Below are 16,915 nucleotides of genomic sequence, written 5' to 3'. Positions count from 1 at the left end.
CGTGGGCACGGAGTGCCCACCCTACGGTTGACGCCGCCATCTCCGGACGCCCCACAATCTGTCCACGCAAACAAAAAGACGCGCGGCAAGCCGCGCGTCTTTCACCCTTGGTACTCGACTGTTTTACGGAAACTTACCAGCCCAACTGCAGCGTGTACTTGCCGTTGGTCGCGCCCGTACCGCCGCTGTAGTACTTCACGCGCACATAACGTGCGGCGGTAGCGGTGGTGGTATTCGCCACCGAAGCGGTGTCGGTCGAGCCGGCGCCGTTTTCGCTCAGCGCCAGCTGGGTGCCGGAGCTGTTGTAGATGTACACGTCGTAGTCGGCGGTCGACGAACCCGGCGTCATGGTCGCGGTGAGGGTTTTACCGGCCGGCAGCTGGACCACGAAGTAGTCGCTGTCGGTGCTGGAACCCATGTTGCCGGTTACGGTCGTGTTGGCGGTGCTGACAACGTCGGCGGTGGCGATCGTGTTGTTCGATTCGCTTTCCGCGATCGTCGGGCCGGTCGGCGTGGTGCCGCCGCCGGAGGTAGCCGAAGCCACGGCCGCTGCCGCGTCGACGATACCCGTGCCGCAGCCAGAGCAGGTGGCCGGGAAGGCGCGCGCGGTGCTCTTCAGCTTCGACTCGATCTGGTCCGGCGTCAGCGCGCCGTTCTTCGCCAGCATCAGGGCGGCGACGCCGGCCACGTGCGGGGTGGCCATCGAGGTGCCCTGGTAGGAGGCGTAGGTGTCGGCGCCAGGACCGTTGGTGCCGCTGTTCAGCGTCGACAGCACGCCGCCGCCGGTACCGCCGCCAGGCGCCGCCACGTCGACCACGGTGCCGTAGTTCGAGTAGGAAGCGCGGCCGCCGGCCTTGGTGGTCGCCGCCACGGTGACCACGCCCGAGCAGTTGGCCGGGCTGGCGTTCGAGGCGTTCTGGTTCTCGTTGCCGGCCGCGACGATCACGACGGTGCCGCGCGAACGGGCGCTGTTGATCGCGTTCTGGGTCGTGGTGTCGCAGGCGCCGCCGCCGCCGAGCGACATGTTGATCACGTGGGCGCGGGCCGCGATGTTCGGCACGCCGCTGACGCTACCGCCCGAGGACCAGACGATGGCGTCGGCGATGTCCGAGGTGTAGCCGCCGCACTTGCCGAGCACGCGCACCGGCACGACTTTCGCGCCAAAGGCGACGCCGGCCACGCCGACGCCGTTGTTGGTGGCGGCGGCGATGGTGCCGGCCACGTGGGTGCCGTGCCAGCTCGAGCTCGATGCCGGCGAACCGGCGTAACAGGCGCCAGCGGTGACGGCGTCGCCCGGGTCGGAGGCGTCGCTGTCGCGGCCGTTGCCGTCGTTCGAGACGGCGGTGTCGGAGATGAAGTCGTAGCCTGCCAGGAGCTGGCCGGAGAGGTCGACGTGCGGACGGAAGCCGGTGTCGATGACGGCGACGCGGATGCCGGCGCCGGTCGAGTTATCCCAGGCGGCCGGCAGGCGCAGGCCGCCGGTCGCGTCGAAGTAGTGCCACTGCTCGCTGTAGCGCGGATCGTTCGGCGTCATCATCTTGGTCATGATGCGGTCCGGTTCCGCGTACTCGATCTGCGGATCGCGCGCCATCATTTCCTTGGCCAGCGCGCGCGCTTCGGTCAGCGACATCTTGCGGCTCAGTTTCATGACGTTGGCGCCGGTAGCGATGCCGTGCAGGGCCTGCAGCTTGACGCCGTAGTCCTGGCCGGCGCGGTCGGCAACCGACTGGCGCGCCGCCGTCACGGCAGGCACCATGGCGCGGCCGTTCACGACTTTCGCATCCTTGTACTTCACGATCATGCGGTCGGTGTGGAGGATGTATTGCTGCTCCGTGGCGGCGCCGGGAACGGCGTCGGGAACAGCGGCCGAGGCGTGGAGCGGGCCCACGACGACGGCCAGTGCAGCGGTGACTTTCAACAGGCTCGGATAAAGCGATTGCATCGACTTCATGGTTCGTCCTTTTGTGTAGTTTTCCGTCAAGGCGAGATGCCTTGTTTTATGTGTCTCCGGTTATCTCCTACCGGAGTTGCCCTCTACTGGCGGCTTGGAAAGACTACTCCCGAGTAAATATGCATGAAGGGAATTTCCAATCGTGTGAGGCACTTTCGCAACGCTTTCTGTGCTCGACTTAACAAAAACATGGAATATTTGCCACATTCGTATGTACGGCAAATAACATATGGCGCGTTTTCATTATCAAGTGACAACATCAGTTACCTTGTGCATAAGACAAGATATTTCCTCTCCCAACATGCATAAAAAAAGGCCGCGATCGCTCGCGGCCTTGTGCTATGTCAGGTTCCTGTAATTAGAAGTTACCCTTGAATTGCACACCCCAAGTACGCGGTTCGTTGGTGAAACCGGTCAGGTTGTTGAAGTCGATGGCGCCGGTGATGCGGCGTTCGTCGAGGATGTTGCGGCCGAACACGGCGGCTTCGTACTTGCCGTTGGCCCAGGTGTAGCCCAGGCGCAGGCCGCCTTCGGTCAGCGGCTTGCCGGTGAACTCGGCTGCTTCGTACAGGAAGAAGTTGACCTTGCTGCGGTACGACCAGTCGGTGAACACGAAGAACTCGCCGTCGGCGACCGGCACGCTGTAGCGCGCGGTAGCGTTCACGATCCAGCGCGGCGCCTGCGGCAGCATGTTGCCGTCGACGAAAACGCGGCCGGCGGCGGCGATCGGATCGCGCACCGTGCAGGCGGCGCTGCAGCTGGCCACGACCAGGCCGGCGTCACGGATTTCCGTGAAGTTGTAGCTGGTGCTGGCGGTCAGGCGCAGCGACGGGCTGATCGCCGCTTCAACGTCGAGCTCGACACCGCGGCCCTTGGTCTTGTCGGCATTCAGCAGCTGGTTGGCATTGCTGGCGCCGCCAACGGCGGTCAGCTGCTGGTCCTTGATCGTGTAGTCGTAGACCGAGAAGGCGACGCGGCCGCGGCGGTCGAACAGATCGGCCTTCACGCCGGCTTCGACCGAGGTGATGGTCTCGGCATCGGCCACGGTGATCGGCACCGACGCCGAGGCGGCGGCGATACTCGGGGCGCGGAAGCCGGTGGCCACGCGGCCGTACACGTTGACGTCGGGCGTGAGCTTGTAGGTGCCGCTCAGGTCCCAGCTGATCTTGCCCTTGCTGGTGCTGACCGAGGTGGCGCCCACTTGCGGCGAGTTCACGGCGCGCACGGTGGCGAAGTCCTTCTCGTCCTTGGTGTAGCGCAGGCCGGCGCGCAGGTCGAAGACCGGGGACACCTGGTAGGTGGCCGAGCCGAACACGGCCCAGGCTTCGTTGTCCTGGTGGCTCGCCAGTACCGAGGTACGCGCGCCGGTGGCGCTGTTGAAGCCGTCGCTGCCGCCGGTGGCGCTTTCGTCGAACCAGTAGACGCCGGCCTGCCAGTTCAGCGGCGCTGCGTATTGCGATTCGATGCGGAATTCCTGGCTGTACTGCTCCAGGCGGTCGAGGTTACTCGCGGTTTCGACCTGGAACGGGACGCGGCCCGGACCGGCCGGGATGCCGCCGTCGATGTCGCCGCGGCTGAAGTACTCGCCCACGGTCTCATAGCCGGTGACCGAGTGCAGGCGGTAGTCGCCCAGGTTCCAGGTCATGTGCACGTTGGCGCCGCGCGTGCCCAGGCGCTGGTCGTTCAGCGCGTTGGTCACGATGCGGTCCAGGTCCAGGCCGCCGGCGATGTCGTTGCTGCCCTGGCGGATCAGGTTGGCGCGGAACAGGCGGGCGCTGCCGGTGGTGCTGCGCTGGTGGATGTTGACCAGGGCGTTGAAGCCCGCATCCGGCTGGTACAGGAACTGCACGCGCTCGGCGTGTTCGTTGTAGCCGTCGAGCTTGCCGCGATACTGGGTCTGGGCCAGGTCGCCGTAGTTCTTGACGTAGTCGTCGCGGTGCTGGCGCAGGGTCGACACGCGCATGGCGACGGTGTCCGACAGCGGCACGTTGACGGCGCCTTCGACGTTCACGGTTTTATGGGTGGCGATCGAGGCGTTGTAGTAACCCTCGGTCTTGCCCAGGCGCGGCTTCTCGGATTCGAATTTCACGACGCCGGCCGGGGTGTTGCGGCCGAACAGGGTGCCTTGCGGGCCGCGCAGCACTTCGACGTTGGCCACGTCGAAGATCGGGAAGCCTTTCAGGATCGGGTTTTCCTGCACCACGTCGTCATAGATCAACGAGACCGGCTGCGAGGCGAAGATGTTGAAGTCGGTATTGCCGTAGCCGCGGATGTAGAAGCGCGGGAAGGTACGGCCGTTCGACGATTCCACGTTCAGGCTCGGCAGCTTGCCGGCCAGCAGGCGGATGTCCTGGCCGCCCGAGTTCAGCACGTCGAGCTTTTCGCCGCGCAGGGCGCTCACGGCCAGCGGCACGTCGCGGATGTTCTCGCTGCGGCGCTGGGCCGTCACGGTGACGGTCTGCAGCTCGGCCACGGGTGCGGCTTGCGCAGGCGCGGCTTGTGCAGGCGTGACCTGCGCAGCCGGAGCCGGCGTTGCGGCGTCGGTCTGGGCCAGGGCCGGCAGGGCGGCCAGCGCCAGCATGGCGGCATGTGCCTGCACGACACGGCGATGCATCTTGGACATCTTGATCATGATTGTTCTTTCGTGAGTAGTGAAACCGCGATGTCCACTCTTTCCTCCATGTGCCGCTCGTCTTGAAGCAGCAAGGCGGTTTGCCCGCCGCGGCACCCGCATCTTGTCGATGTCTTAAGGTTGCCGTCCAACAAAGGCGTGATTGTTCGCTATACGATTTCGAATATCAAGTGAATATTCAAATGCAGATGTCAAATAACAACAATTGTGCTAAGACGCCGTAATGACGATGGCGCGGAAATCGTTGACGTTGGTGCGGGTCGGCCCCGTGACGACCAGGTCGCCCAGTGCGGCGAACAAACTGTAGCCATCGTTATCGCGCAGCATGGCGGCGGCATCGAGCCCGCCTGCCGCTGCGCGCGCCAGGGTGTCGGGGCCCAGCAGCGCACCGGCATTGTCTTCGGTGCCGTCGATGCCGTCGGTGTCGCAGGCAATCGCGTGCACGCCTTGCAAGCCGCGCAGGGCAATGGCCAGCGCCAGCAGGAATTCGGCGTTGCGCCCACCCCTGCCCTTCCCGCGCACCGTGACCGAGGTTTCGCCGCCGGACAGGATCACGCAGGGCCCTTGCAGGGGCTGGCCATGTTCGATCACCTGGCGTGCAATCGCCGCGTGGACGATCGCCACCTCGCGCGCCTCGCCTTCAATGCTGTTCGACAGCACCAGCGGCGTGAACCCTGCCGCGCGCGCCGCTTCGGCTGCCGCATCAAGTGCAGCCTGGGCGGTGGCGATGACGACCGTCTCGTTGCGGGCCAGGCGCGGGTCGTCCGGACGTGGCGCGGCCAGCGCCGGGTCGGCCAGCACGGCGCGCGCCGCTTCCGAGACCGCAATGCCGTACTGCTGGAGGATGGCCAGCGCATCGGCGCCGCTGCTGCCGTCGGGCACGGTGGGGCCGGAGGCGACCACGGCCGGGTCGTCGCCCGGCACGTCCGACACCACCAGCGTCAGCACGCGCGCCGGATGACACGCCAGCGCCAGGCGCCCGCCCTTCACTGCCGACAGGTGGCGCCGCACGCAGTTCATCTCGCCGATCGGCGCGCCGCTGCGCAGCAGCTGGCGGTTGATGTCGCGCTTTTCCTCCGCCGTGATGCCGGGCGCCGGCAGCGACAGCAAGGCCGAGCCGCCGCCGGACATCAGGCACAGCACCAGGTCGTCCTCGGTGAGACCCTGCACCAGTTCCAGCATGCGGGTGGCGGCGCGCACGCCGGCTTCGTCAGGCACCGGGTGGCCGGCCTCGACTACCTCGATGCGGCTGGTCGGCGCGCCGTGGGCGTAGCGCGTGACCACCAGGCCTTCCAGTTCGCCCTGCCAGTGCGCTTCGACCGCTTCGGCCATGCGCGCGGCCGCCTTGCCGGCGCCGATCACGATCGTGCGTCCGCGCGGCGGCGGCGGCAGGTGCTGCGCGATCAGCTTGGCGGGGTCGACGGCGGCGAGGGCCGATTGGAACAGATGGCTCAGGAACTGGCGGGGATCGGACGCTTCCAAACGGCTCTCCTGGGGTGGAATGGAATGATATTGACATAAAACCAAGGCAACGGCTCAGCTCATGCGAAAAAACGCTTTTTGCATATTTTTCAGAAAAACCCTTGCGCAATCGCTAGGGCTTAGCTATGATTCGGGCCTCTTCAGACGCAATGACAAGCGTTAGACGAAACGAATAAAGTGAGCGGGGCGCTTAGCTCAGTTGGTAGAGCGGATCCCTTACAAGGATTAGGTCGGGAGTTCGAGCCTCTCAGCGCCCACCAAGTTCAGTTTCAGAAAAAGAAGAACCGATCAGTTAAAACGGAGCGGTAGTTCAGTTGGTTAGAATACCGGCCTGTCACGCCGGGGGTCGCGGGTTCGAGCCCCGTCCGCTCCGCCAGCATCAAGAAAGAAGGGTCCGATTCGTCGGACCCTTCTTTCGTTTACGGCTCCATATAAGCAGCGCTTTCAATGGCCTGCGGCTGAGACCGTAGGGTGGGCACCCCGTGCCCACGCGGAACGACGCGCTAACGGAACGCTTGTACAAGCGTTGGCCAATGATCAGGTGGGCCGCCTCAAAGAGGCAGCCATGGTGCATGCTTCCGCGTGGGCACGGGGTGCCCACCCTACGTCGCCGTCTGGGATTGATTAAGCTACACGATCAATTCAGGCAATAAAGATTCACGCCACCCGACGCACCGCCTCCCCCAACTCCACCCGGTTCCGCCCATTGCGCTTGGCCTGGTACAAGGCGCGATCCGCGCGCGCCAGCGCAGCCGGCAAGTCCTCGTTGGCCTCGATCACGACCACCCCGATACTCACCGTCATCTCATAGCCATTGCCGCAGCTGGGCAAGCAGATCGCCATGGTGGCCTGGCGCAGGCGTTCGGCGGCCTGCAGGGCGCCTTCGAGGTCGGTGCCCGGCATCGCCAGCGCGAATTCCTCGCCGCCCATGCGCCCCAGGATGTCGTGCTCGCGCAGGGCGCCGCCGGCGGCGCGGGCAAACAGCACCAGCGCCTCGTCGCCGCTGGCATGGCCAAAGCGGTCGTTGAGCTGCTTGAAGTGGTCGATGTCGATCATCAGCAGCGTGATGGGTTTGCGCAGCCGCAGCGCCAGCAGGCGCGCCTCGTTGGCACGGGCCAGGAAGGCGCGCCGGTTCAGCAGGCCGGTCAAGTCGTCGAGGGTCGCCAGGCGCTTCATGACGGCATCGTTGCGCTGCTTCGACATCAAGAGGAAGCCGAAGCCGTTCACGATCATCAGCATGTAGCCGGAGATATAACCCGCCATCTGGTGGCCATCGGCTTCGGTCATGTTCAGCTCCCCACGCAGGAAGGCGCCAACCGCCCAGCTCGCGATCGCCACCCCGAACACGCCGTTGTTCAGGCCAATGATCCGCTGCAGCAGCGTAGGATTCTTCAGCCTTGGACTGAGCAGCACAAAGGCGGTCGAGATCGTCGACAGGGCGAATACGCAGGCCACCAGCCCCACGAGTTCGCCATAACTGGTCGTTTCCAGCGGCACGATGCAGGCGGCTGCCAGCAGCGCCAGGCCGGCGATCGGAATGGCGTAGCGTTTCCAGTTGCGTACTTCGAAGAAGGTGCAGAACGCGGCCACTTCGAGTGCCCAGCCGATGAACCAGCCCACCGGTTCGACCAGCGCCAGCACCGGCAGCCCCAGCTGGGGGCGGGCAAAGGCCAGCAGCTGGGTGGTGCCGGCTACCAGGCGCGCGCAGGTCCAGAAACGCAAGCCGGGGCTGGGTTCGGTGTCGCGGATGTACGCGACCATCAGCACGGCAAACGAAATGTTGCCGATGCCGAGTGCCAGCATATAGGTATGGATATCGATCACTGCATTCCTTGTGGGAGCGTCAGCATGACGAAAACATCAAATTTGTCTGCGCAAAGCTATAAAAATGCTAACAACTATTTCCCAAAGGAATCATATTACCGTCTTTCGCTCCTGCTGTTCGCACGATTGGGCGATTTAGATGCCACTCTCGAATCGCGCGGGGCAAGCGCTGCATGACAAAGACTTATGCAATGTCGTGCATACACAACAGCAATAAAAAAGGCCAGCCACGCATCCCTGCGCGGCTGGCCTTGATCGGGTCCGACAGTACGCTTACTTGCGCGGCGCTTTCGGCTTGGTCTTGATGGTCGACAGGATCGATGGCCGCGTCTTTTCCGGCGCGGCAGCAGCGGCGCGTCCGCCGGCGCCGGCGCGTTCGGGCTGGCGCTTCGCCGCGGCCTGGGCATTCACCACATGCGGAGCCGGCATGCCGTTGCCGCGCTTGCCAGCTGGCGCTGCCGGCGTACGCTGAGCAGGCGTATGGGCAGCCGGCGTACGGGCAGCCGGCTGGCGTGCCGTACGCGCACCGGTCTCGCGCACTGCGGGCGCGGCGCCCTCTTCCGACGGATGCCAGGCCGGCACTAAGTGGCGTTCGCCATTGCCGATCAAATCGCCGCGGCCCATCTTGATCAGGGTCTCGCGCAGGATCGGCCAGTTTTCCGGGTGGTGCCAGCGCAGGAAGGCCTTGTGGGCCTTGCGCATCTTGCCGCTGCGCGCGGTTTCCACGATTTCCGAATCCTCCGTCACCTTTTTCAGCGGATTCTTGCGGCTGTGGTACATGGTCGTCGCCATCGCCATCGGGGTCGGCGTGAAGGTCTGCACCTGGTCCAGCTTGAAGTTGTTCTTCTTCAGCCACAGGGCCAGGTTCAGCATGTCCTCGTCGGTCGAGCCCGGGTGGGCGGCGATAAAGTAAGGAATCAGGTACTGCTTCTTGCCGGCCTCGATCGAATACTTCTCGAACATGCGCTTGAACTCGTCGTAGGCGCCGATGCCCGGCTTCATCATCTTCGACAGCGTGCCCTGCTCGGTGTGCTCGGGCGCGATCTTCAGCAGGCCGCCCACGTGGTGGGTGACCAGTTCCTTCACGTATTCCGGCGAGCGCACGGCCAGGTCGTAGCGCAGGCCCGAGCCGATCAGGATCTTCTTCACGCCGGGAATCGCGCGCGCCTTGCGGTACAGCGAGATCAGCTTGCTGTGGTCGGTACCGAGGTTGCTGCAGATGGTCGGGTACACGCAGGACAGGCGGCGGCAGGATTCCTCGATGCTCTTTTCCTTGCACGCGAGGCGGTACATGTTGGCGGTCGGGCCACCCAGATCCGTGATGGTGCCGGCGAAGTTCTTGGTCGTGTCGCGGATCAGCTCGATCTCGCGCAGGATCGACGGCTCCGAACGGCTCTGAATGATGCGGCCTTCGTGCTCGGTAATCGAGCAGAAGGTGCAGCCGCCGAAGCAGCCGCGCATGATGTTCACCGAGTAGCGGATCATTTCCCAGGCCGGGATATGGGCCTTGCCATAGCTCGGGTGCGGGGCGCGCGCATACGACAGGTCGTAGACGTTGTCCATCTCGTCCATGGCCAGCGGCAGTGGCGGCGGGTTCAGCCAGACATCGCGGTCGCCATGGGCCTGCACCAGGGCGCGGGCGTTGCCCGGGTTCGATTCCAGGTGGAACACGCGCGAGGCGTGGGCATACATCACCGGGTCTTCGCTGACGGTTTCAAAGCTCGGCAGGCGCACCACGGTCTTCGCCGCCTTTTCGCGGGCGGCGGCCTGGCGCTGTTCGCGCGTCATGATGATGACGGGTTTGACTTCCGGTTCCGGCGCGGCATTGTCCAGCGCGCAGGCCTTCGGGTCTTCCAGCGCCATCGCATACGGGTTCGGCTGCTTGTCGATGCGGCCGGGCACATCCACGCGGGTGGAATTGTGCACAGACCATTCTTCGTCCGGCAGCCAGCCCTGCGGCACCAGGAAGGCGGTGCCGCGCAGATCGCGGATGTTCTTGATGTTCTCGCCCGCGGCGATGCGGCGCGTGACGTCGACCAGGGCGCGTTCGGCGTTACCGAAGATCAGCAGGTCGGCCTTCGACTCGAACAGCACCGAGCGGCGCACTTTATCGGACCAGTAATCGTAGTGGGCGATGCGGCGCAGCGAGGCTTCGATCGAGCCGACGATGACCGGCACGCCGGGATAGGCTTCGCGCACGCGCTGGGCGTACACGGTGACGGCGCGGTCCGGGCGCTTGTTCGGTTCGGCGTTCGGGGTATAGGCGTCGTCGGAACGGATCTTGCGGTCGGCCGTGTACCGGTTGACCATCGAGTCCATGTTACCGGCGGTGATGCCCCAGTACAAATTCGGCTTGCCCAGCGCGCGGAACGGGTCGACCGAGGTCCAGTCGGGCTGGCTGATGATGCCGACCTTGTAGCCTTGTGCCTCTAACAGACGCCCGACCAGCGCCATGCCGAAGCTCGGGTGGTCGATGTAGGCGTCGCCGGTGACGAGGATGATGTCGCAGGAATCCCAGCCGAGCGCGTCCATTTCGGCGCGGGTCATCGGCAGGAAAGGCGCGGCAGGTGCGCGGCTGGAGCGCTTGGGCACGCTCGCGAAGAGATTGGCTGGGGAGTTCATTGGCCGGCATTGTACCGGAATTCCCCTTTTGCGGCTGCTCCCTGCCCGGAAAATTGCTTACATTTCAATGACTTGTGGCTGAGCAGCCTCTATTTTCAGCGCTTCAGATGCCCATGTTCGACAGGATGCTGCCGAGTTCGTTCAGCGTGGTGGCCACTTTCGGGTGGCGCGCGGTGAAGCGGGCGCTCAGTTCCTGGGTGCGCGAGCCGAGGCCATAGGTGTTGGCGTCGAGGTCCTGGTCGGCGCGGCGCTCGAGCACCTGCTTGATGTCGCCGTCGAGCTGGCGCAGCAGCATCTGCAATTCCTCGTCGACCTCGTCGGTTTCCGACAGGCTGCGGTGCAGGGTCTTCAGGCGTGTTTTCAGGTCCGGGTCGTTCTCGTTCAGCATGGCATTCTCGCTAGTTGGGGAAGCGGGTCTCGAGATACAGTTTCTCGACCTCTTCGCGCGCCCAGGGCGTGCGGCGCAAAAACTTCAGGCTCGACTTGATGCTCGGATCTTTTTGGAAACAGTTGATATCGATCCGGCGGCCGAGTCCGTCCCAGCCGTAGTGCTCGACCAGGCGGGTTAACAGCGATTCTAAAGTAATACCGTGGAGGGACTGAACACTCATCGCTTGGGGATTGTTTGGGAAGTGGAATCAGGTGGGTTTATACACCGGATTCGCCGGAGGCGTTGGGGTATTCGTGGACACGAAAAAACCGCGTGGACACAGGTGCCTTGCGCGGCCCGGTCCACCCTACGTTACGCATCGGTCCCGTGTTATCGGCCGCATCATGGTTTTCGTAGGGTGGACTCCTGAGTCCACGCGGTACAACATCAGCTCAGCCGCACAGCGGCCGACGACTTACTCGCCCGTCAAACCACGACGCTCCAGCAGCGGCTGCACCTGCGCATCACGCCCGCTGAAGTTGCGGTACATCTGCATCGCATCGAGCGTACCGCCGCGCGACAGCAGGGTCTTGCGGAAGTGGTCGCCGTTCTTGCGGGTCAGGCCGCCGTGTTCCTTGAACCAGTTGACGGTGTCCGCATCCAGCTTCTCGGCCCACAGGTAACCGTAGTAGCCAGCCGAGTAGCCGCCCGAGAAGGTGTGCGAGAAGTAGGTCGTGCGGTAGCGCGGCGGCACCGGTGCGAAGTCGACGCCGGCCTTCTTGAGTGCCTCAGCCTCGAAGGCCAGCACGTCGGTCGGGATCTGCGATGGGCTCAGCTGGTGCCAGGCCTGGTCGAGCAGCGACGCGGCCAGGTACTCGGTGGTGCGGTAGCCTTCGTTGAACTGCTGCGAAGCCTGCACCTTGTCGAGCAGTTCCTTCGGCATCGGTTCGCCGGTCTGGTAGTGCTTGGCGTAGTTGGCCAGCACTTCCGGCCAGGCCATCCACATCTCGTTCACCTGCGACGGGAACTCGACGTAGTCGCGCGGCACGCGCGACAGGCGCGGGTACTTCACTTCCGAAAACATGCTGTGCAGCGCGTGGCCGAACTCGTGGAAGGTGGTGCGCACTTCGTCGTAGGTCAGCAGGGTCGGCTCGCCGGCGGCCGGCTTGGCGATGTTCAGGTTGTTCGCGATGACCGGCTTCGTGCCCAGCAGCTTGCTCTGGCCGACGTGGGCATTGGCCCAGGCGCCACCACGCTTGTTGGCGCGCGCGTACGGGTCGAAGGTGAAGATCGCCAGCTGCGAGCCGTCGGCGTCGAACACGTCAAAGGTGCGCACGTCTTCCACGTAGGTCGGCAGGTCCTTGCGTTCCTTGAAGGTCAGGCCGAATTCCTTGTTCGCGGCGAAGAACACCCCGTCCTGCAGCACGCGGTTCAGTTCAAAATATGGGCGCAGCTGCGAAGCGTCGAAGGCGTAGCGCTGCTGGCGTACCTTGTCGCTGTAGAAGTTCCAGTCGTGGGCGGCGACCTTGAAGCCGCCTTTTTCGGCGTCGATCACCTTCTGGATCTCGGCCGCTTCCTTCTTGGCGTTGTTCACGGCCGGCTTGGCGAATTCGGCCAGCAGGCTGTTGACGGCGCCGGTGGTCTTCGCGGTCTGGTCTTCCAGGTTGTAGGCGGCGTAGTTCGGGTAGCCCAGCAGCACGGCGCGTTCGGCGCGCAGCTTGGCGATTTTGAGGACCACGTCGCGGTTGTCGAACTCGCCGCCGTGCGAACCGCGCGCCAGCGATGCGGCCAGCAGCTTCTCGCGGGTGGCGCGGTTGGTCAGCACCGACAGGCCGGCTTGCTGGGTGGTGTTCACGACCGGGATCACGAACTTGCCGTCCAGGCCGCGTTTTTTACCTTCGGCGGCGGCGGCGTCGATCTGCTTGTCGGTCATGCCGGCCAGTTCTTCGCGGGTGTTCACGACCAGGGCCGAGGCGTTGGCTTCCTTCAGCACGTTCTGGGCGAACTGGGTCGACAGCGCGGCCAGCTCGGCGTTCATCGCCTTCAGCTTCTGCTTGTTTGCATCCGACAGCTGCGCGCCGGCGCGCACGAAGTCGGTGTGGTAGCGCTCGAGCAGGTACTTCGACTCGGCGTCCAGGTTCAGCTTGTCGCGCTTGTCGTACAGCGCCTTGATGCGCGCGTACAGCTTGGGATTGAGGCGGATCGCGTCATTGTGGGCAGCCTGTTTCGGCGCCAGTTCCTTGGCCAGGGCTTGCAGGGTGTCGTTGGTGTAGGAGCCTTGCAGGGTGCCGAAGGCCGCGCCGACGCGGTCGAGCAGGCGGCCCGAACGCTCCATGGCGACGATGGTGTTCTCGAAGGTCGGCGCCGCCTTGTTGTTGGCGATCGCTTCCATCTCCGCCGCTTCCTGGCGCATGCCTTCAGCGAACGCCGGCGCGAAGTGTTCGTTCTTGATCTTGTCGAACGGCGGATACTGGTACTGCAGGGTGCTCGGCTTGGCGAACGGGTTCGAGGCTTCCAGCATCGAAGCAGGTTGGGCATAGGCCAGGTTCGCGACGGCGACGCTGGCGGCGATCAGCAGGAGTTGGGGACGGGTCATGGGTCTCTCTGTGTTTATGGTAGTGCGGTGAAAACTGGGTTCCGTATGGGCAGGCTTCCGCGTGGGCAGTGGGGCTGGCTAAATGCCAGCACCACAAAGTGCCCACCTTACGGTCACCGTTATCGGCGAAATGATTGTGGCTGGTAGCCGCGACCGTACGGTGGGCGCGGCCAGCGTAGGCACTGCGTGCCCACGCGGAACGATGATCATTGTTGGCGGTGCTCTCGCACACCGCCAACGCCAACCATCACTGCGTCAAGCCACGACGCTCGAGCAGCGGCTCGATGATCGGATCGCGCCCGCGGAAGTTGCGGAACAGGTCCATCGCATCGGCCGTGCCGCCGCGCGACAGCAGGGTCTTGCGGAAGTGGTCGCCGTTCTTGCGCGACAGGCCGCCGTTCTCGGTGAACCACTGCACCGTATCCGCGTCGAGCTTTTCGCTCCACAGGTAGGCGTAGTAGCCGGCCGAGTAGCCGCCGTTCATCGAGTGCGAGAAGTAGGTCGTGCGGTAGCGCGGCGGCACCGGTGCGAAGTCGACGCCGGCATCCTTCAGCGCCTTGGCTTCGAACGCCAGCACGTCGGTCGGCACCTGGGCCGGGGTCAGCTGGTGCCAGCGCTGGTCGAGCAGCGAGGCCGACAGGTACTCGGTGGTCACGAAGCCCATGTTGAACTTCTTCGCGGCGACCACTTTATCCAGCAGCTCCTTCGGCATCGGCGCGCCGGTCTTGTGGTGCTTGGCGTAGTTGGCCAGCACTTCCGGCCAGGTGGCCCACATCTCGTTCACCTGCGACGGGTACTCGACGAAGTCGCGCGGCACGTTGGTGCCCGAGAAGTGCGGGTACTTCACGTCCGAGAACATGCCGTGCAGCGCATGGCCGAACTCGTGGAAGGCGGTGCGCACTTCGTCGTAGGTGAGCAGGGTCGGCTCGCCGGCGGCCGGCTTCGGAATGTTCAGGTGGTTGCCGACCACCGGGTGGCGGTCCAGCAGGTGCGACTGCGACACGTACTCGTTCATCCAGGCGCCGCCCTGCTTGTTGGCGCGCGCGTAGGGGTCGAAGATGAAGATTGCCAGCTGCTTGCCGTTGGCGTCGATGACATCGAAGGTGCGCACGTCCGGGTCGTAGACCGGCAGGTCCTTGCGTTCCTTGAAGGTGATCCCGTATTCCTTGGTGGCGGCGAAGAAGACGCCGTTCACCAGCACGTTGTTCAGTTCAAAGTAAGGGCGCAGCTGGCTTTCGTCGAAGTTGTACTGGGCCGCGCGCACTTTGTCCGTGTAGTAGGCCCAGTCGTGGGCGGCGATCTGGAAGCCACCCTTCTCGGCGTCGACGATCTTCTGCATCTCGGCCGCTTCTTTCTTCGCGTTGTTCACGGCCGGCTTGGCCAGTTCGGCCAGCAGTTTGTTCACGGCGGCCGGGTTCTTCGCGGTTTCCAGTTCCTGCGAATAGGCGGCGTAGTTCGGGTAGCCCAGCAGGACGGCGCGCTCGGCGCGCAGCTTGGCCAGTCGCAGCACCAGGTCGCGGCTGTCGAATTCGCCGCCGCGGCTGCCGCGCGCCATCGACGCCGCCTGCAGGCGCTCGCGCACGGCGCGGTTGGTCAGGCTGGAGAGCGGCGGCTGGATCGTGGTGTTGACGATGGCGATGACGTACTTGCCGTCCATGCCGCGCTTCTTGGCTTCGGCGGCGGCGGCGGTGATTTCGGCGTCCGACAAGCCGGCCAGTTCTTCGCGGGTGTTGACTACCAGCGCCGAGGCATTCGCTTCTTTCAGCACGCGCTGCGAGAACTCCGATTGCAGCGAGGCGATCTGGCCGTTGTAGGCCTTCAGCTTTTCCTTGTCGGCGTTCGAGAGCTTGGCGCCGGCGCGCACGAATTCCTTGTAGTAGCGCTCGAGCAGGTGCTTGGCTTCGGCGTCCAGGCCAAGCTGGTCGCGCTTGGCGTGCAGGGTCTCGACGCGCTTGAACAGGTTCGGGTTCAGGTAGATGGCGTCGCCGTGGGCGGCCAGCTTCGGCGACATTTCGCTGTCGACGGCATTCAGGCGGTCGTTCGTGTTCGCGGTCTGCAAATTCGAGAAGGTCGCAGAGACGCGCGACAGCATCTGGCCCGAACGCTCCATCGCAACGATGGTGTTCTCGAAAGTAGGCGCCGCCTTGTTGTTGGCGATGCTGGCCACTTCGCGCAGCTGCTCGCGCATGCCGGCTTCAAAGGCGGGCAGGAAGTGCTCGTCCTTGATCTTGTCGAAGGCCGGGTAATTGAACGGCAGGGTGCTGGGCTTGGCGAAGGGATTCGATGCATCCAGGGCAGTGCCGGAACCGGCCGGAGCGGCGAAAGCGGTGCCGGCGAACGCCAGGCTGGCCGCGATGATGAGCATGGTTGGGCGTTTCATTGTCTCTCTCACGAATTCGACTTGGGCTGCCTGCGGGATCGCCGCGCGGCAGGTGCGCCGGAGATCATAACAGGCTTTGTTTCCGTATCGTCACAGTGAAACAAAGTGCTAACAAACGCGTATGGACAGGGGTATTGACGGTGTTTACGCGCAGCCCAATGCCTATTTTTCGAAATTTTTGCGGTATTCAGCGAAGGGTTCCAGGCCCATGCTGGCGCGGCGTTCGTCGATGTGTTCGAAGTCCTCGACCGGCAGCAGGAAGGTCTTGCCGTCCTGGTTGGTCTGGAACTGGCTTCCATAGATCTGCTTCTGCTTGTCTTGCGTGAGCACGCGGTCGATCGACAGCGCCAGGTGGTGCGGCGTGATTTCACCGTCCGCCGCCGCCGCTTTCATCAGCACCAGGCAGCGTTTCAGGAAGTCGTCCGTGCCATGCTGGGCGATCAGCCAGGCGGCGTTCGCGGCTTGGTGACCAACCTGGGAAATGCGCGGCCAGCCCTTGTCGGCAATGATCCGGGCCAGGCGTTCTTCGCGTACGCGGTCGTTCTCCTGCCAGCGTTTGATGAAGGCCACGTCGGGCTGCTTGGGAAGGTTCTTGCGAAACTCCTGGTCATCTTCCCCCATGCGAAGCAGCTCGGCCGCCAGTTCCGGCTCGGGCACCTTGGCCGGATACACCAGGAAGTCGCGCGCACCGGTGGTCTGCGGATCGAAGACGATCTTCGGCTCGGCTTCCCAGCCGGATGCCTGCAGGCGCACGCGGTACATGCCCGGGCTCGGCAAGTCGATACGGTAGCGGCCATTCTCGACGTTGCCGACAAGGACAGTCTTCTCGCCGCGCCGGTCGGCTTCGACTGTGATGGCGGAAGGCAGGCTGCCGGTCGAGCTGCGGATCAGGCCGCTGAACTCGACCGCCTGGGCGGCAGTGGCCAGCAGCGACAGGCCAAACAACAGGACGCGTGGTCGAAACGCCATGGCAGACTCGATTAGTTTTAAATTGGCAAGATTCTCGCACAGTTCCCGGGTGGATTGTCAGGATGCCATGCCTGCGGCCAGGCAGTGGA

10 protein-coding genes and 2 tRNA genes are annotated in these 16,915 nt (G+C 64.3%); 2 read left to right on the top strand and 10 right to left on the bottom strand.

Going from position 1 to position 16,915, the window contains the following annotated elements; genetic code table 11:
* Nucleotides 1-133: 133 nt before the first annotated feature.
* The 3 genes from LK540_RS07390 to LK540_RS07380 all read right to left on the bottom strand — a co-directional run bounded on the left by LK540_RS07390 (nucleotide 134) and on the right by LK540_RS07380 (nucleotide 6,065).
* The gene (locus tag LK540_RS07390) at nucleotides 134-1,951 is read right to left on the bottom strand and encodes a S8 family peptidase (RefSeq protein WP_229436488.1); all 1,818 of its coding nucleotides are present in this window, start codon (nucleotides 1,949-1,951) and stop codon (nucleotides 134-136) included.
* 358 nt (nucleotides 1,952-2,309) lie between these two features.
* Nucleotides 2,310-4,583, bottom strand: a complete 2,274-nt coding sequence (locus tag LK540_RS07385) for a TonB-dependent receptor (RefSeq protein WP_229436487.1) — start codon at nucleotides 4,581-4,583, stop codon at nucleotides 2,310-2,312.
* A 210-nt stretch (nucleotides 4,584-4,793) separates the two neighbouring features.
* Nucleotides 4,794-6,065, bottom strand: coding sequence for a glycerate kinase (locus LK540_RS07380; RefSeq protein ID WP_229436486.1), 1,272 nt, complete (start codon nucleotides 6,063-6,065; stop codon nucleotides 4,794-4,796).
* 184 nt (nucleotides 6,066-6,249) lie between these two features.
* Between LK540_RS07380 and LK540_RS07375 the strand changes: the two genes are divergently transcribed.
* Nucleotides 6,250-6,325: transfer RNA gene (locus LK540_RS07375), tRNA-Val, on the top strand.
* A gap of 39 nt (nucleotides 6,326-6,364) precedes the next feature.
* Nucleotides 6,365-6,441, top strand: a tRNA-Asp gene (locus LK540_RS07370).
* Between the two features lie 281 nt (nucleotides 6,442-6,722).
* Here the strand turns inward: LK540_RS07370 and LK540_RS07365 are convergent.
* From LK540_RS07365 to LK540_RS07335, 7 genes are all read right to left on the bottom strand, one after another.
* Nucleotides 6,723-7,889, bottom strand: a complete 1,167-nt coding sequence (locus tag LK540_RS07365; protein WP_229436485.1) for a GGDEF domain-containing protein — start codon at nucleotides 7,887-7,889, stop codon at nucleotides 6,723-6,725.
* Between the two features lie 273 nt (nucleotides 7,890-8,162).
* Nucleotides 8,163-10,511, bottom strand: a complete 2,349-nt coding sequence (locus LK540_RS07360; protein WP_229436484.1) for a YgiQ family radical SAM protein — start codon at nucleotides 10,509-10,511, stop codon at nucleotides 8,163-8,165.
* Nucleotides 10,512-10,614: 103 nt separating this feature from the next.
* Nucleotides 10,615-10,899 (bottom strand): DUF4404 family protein, encoded by a 285-nt coding sequence (locus tag LK540_RS07355; protein WP_229436483.1) that lies wholly within the window; start codon nucleotides 10,897-10,899, stop codon nucleotides 10,615-10,617.
* 10 nt (nucleotides 10,900-10,909) lie between these two features.
* On the bottom strand, nucleotides 10,910-11,122 hold the full coding sequence (locus tag LK540_RS07350; RefSeq protein ID WP_229436482.1) for a VF530 family DNA-binding protein: 213 nt from the start codon (nucleotides 11,120-11,122) through the stop codon (nucleotides 10,910-10,912).
* A gap of 234 nt (nucleotides 11,123-11,356) precedes the next feature.
* Complete coding sequence (locus LK540_RS07345) at nucleotides 11,357-13,477, bottom strand: M3 family metallopeptidase (RefSeq protein WP_229436481.1); 2,121 nt, start codon at nucleotides 13,475-13,477, stop codon at nucleotides 11,357-11,359.
* 247 nt (nucleotides 13,478-13,724) lie between these two features.
* Nucleotides 13,725-15,857 carry a M3 family metallopeptidase gene (locus LK540_RS07340; protein ID WP_229436480.1) on the bottom strand — a complete coding sequence of 711 codons (2,133 nt, stop codon included), beginning with the start codon at nucleotides 15,855-15,857 and terminating at the stop codon, nucleotides 13,725-13,727.
* Between the two features lie 162 nt (nucleotides 15,858-16,019).
* Entirely contained in the window at nucleotides 16,020-16,826 is an 807-nt protein-coding gene (locus tag LK540_RS07335; protein WP_229436479.1) for a carboxypeptidase-like regulatory domain-containing protein, read from the bottom strand.
* Nucleotides 16,827-16,915: the final 89 nt, after the last annotated feature.

Source organism: Massilia sp. IC2-278, assembly GCF_020708045.1.
Taxonomy (GTDB): domain Bacteria; phylum Pseudomonadota; class Gammaproteobacteria; order Burkholderiales; family Burkholderiaceae_D; genus Telluria.
This window is presented reverse-complemented; position numbering and strand designations above follow the sequence as displayed.

What these genes read in the sequence shown, in the direction of transcription:
- LK540_RS07335 (WP_229436479.1), bottom strand. Translation starts at nt 16,826, where the DNA reads ATGGCGTTTCGACCACGCGTCCTGTTGTTTGGCCTGTCGCTGCTGGCC.
- LK540_RS07350 (WP_229436482.1), bottom strand. Translation starts at nt 11,122, where the DNA reads ATGAGTGTTCAGTCCCTCCACGGTATTACTTTAGAATCGCTGTTAACC.
- LK540_RS07340 (WP_229436480.1), bottom strand. Translation starts at nt 15,857, where the DNA reads ATGAAACGCCCAACCATGCTCATCATCGCGGCCAGCCTGGCGTTCGCC.
- LK540_RS07355 (WP_229436483.1), bottom strand. Translation starts at nt 10,899, where the DNA reads ATGCTGAACGAGAACGACCCGGACCTGAAAACACGCCTGAAGACCCTG.
- LK540_RS07385 (WP_229436487.1), bottom strand. Translation starts at nt 4,583, where the DNA reads ATGATCAAGATGTCCAAGATGCATCGCCGTGTCGTGCAGGCACATGCC.
- LK540_RS07345 (WP_229436481.1), bottom strand. Translation starts at nt 13,477, where the DNA reads ATGACCCGTCCCCAACTCCTGCTGATCGCCGCCAGCGTCGCCGTCGCG.
- LK540_RS07390 (WP_229436488.1), bottom strand. Translation starts at nt 1,951, where the DNA reads ATGAAGTCGATGCAATCGCTTTATCCGAGCCTGTTGAAAGTCACCGCT.
- LK540_RS07360 (WP_229436484.1), bottom strand. Translation starts at nt 10,511, where the DNA reads ATGAACTCCCCAGCCAATCTCTTCGCGAGCGTGCCCAAGCGCTCCAGC.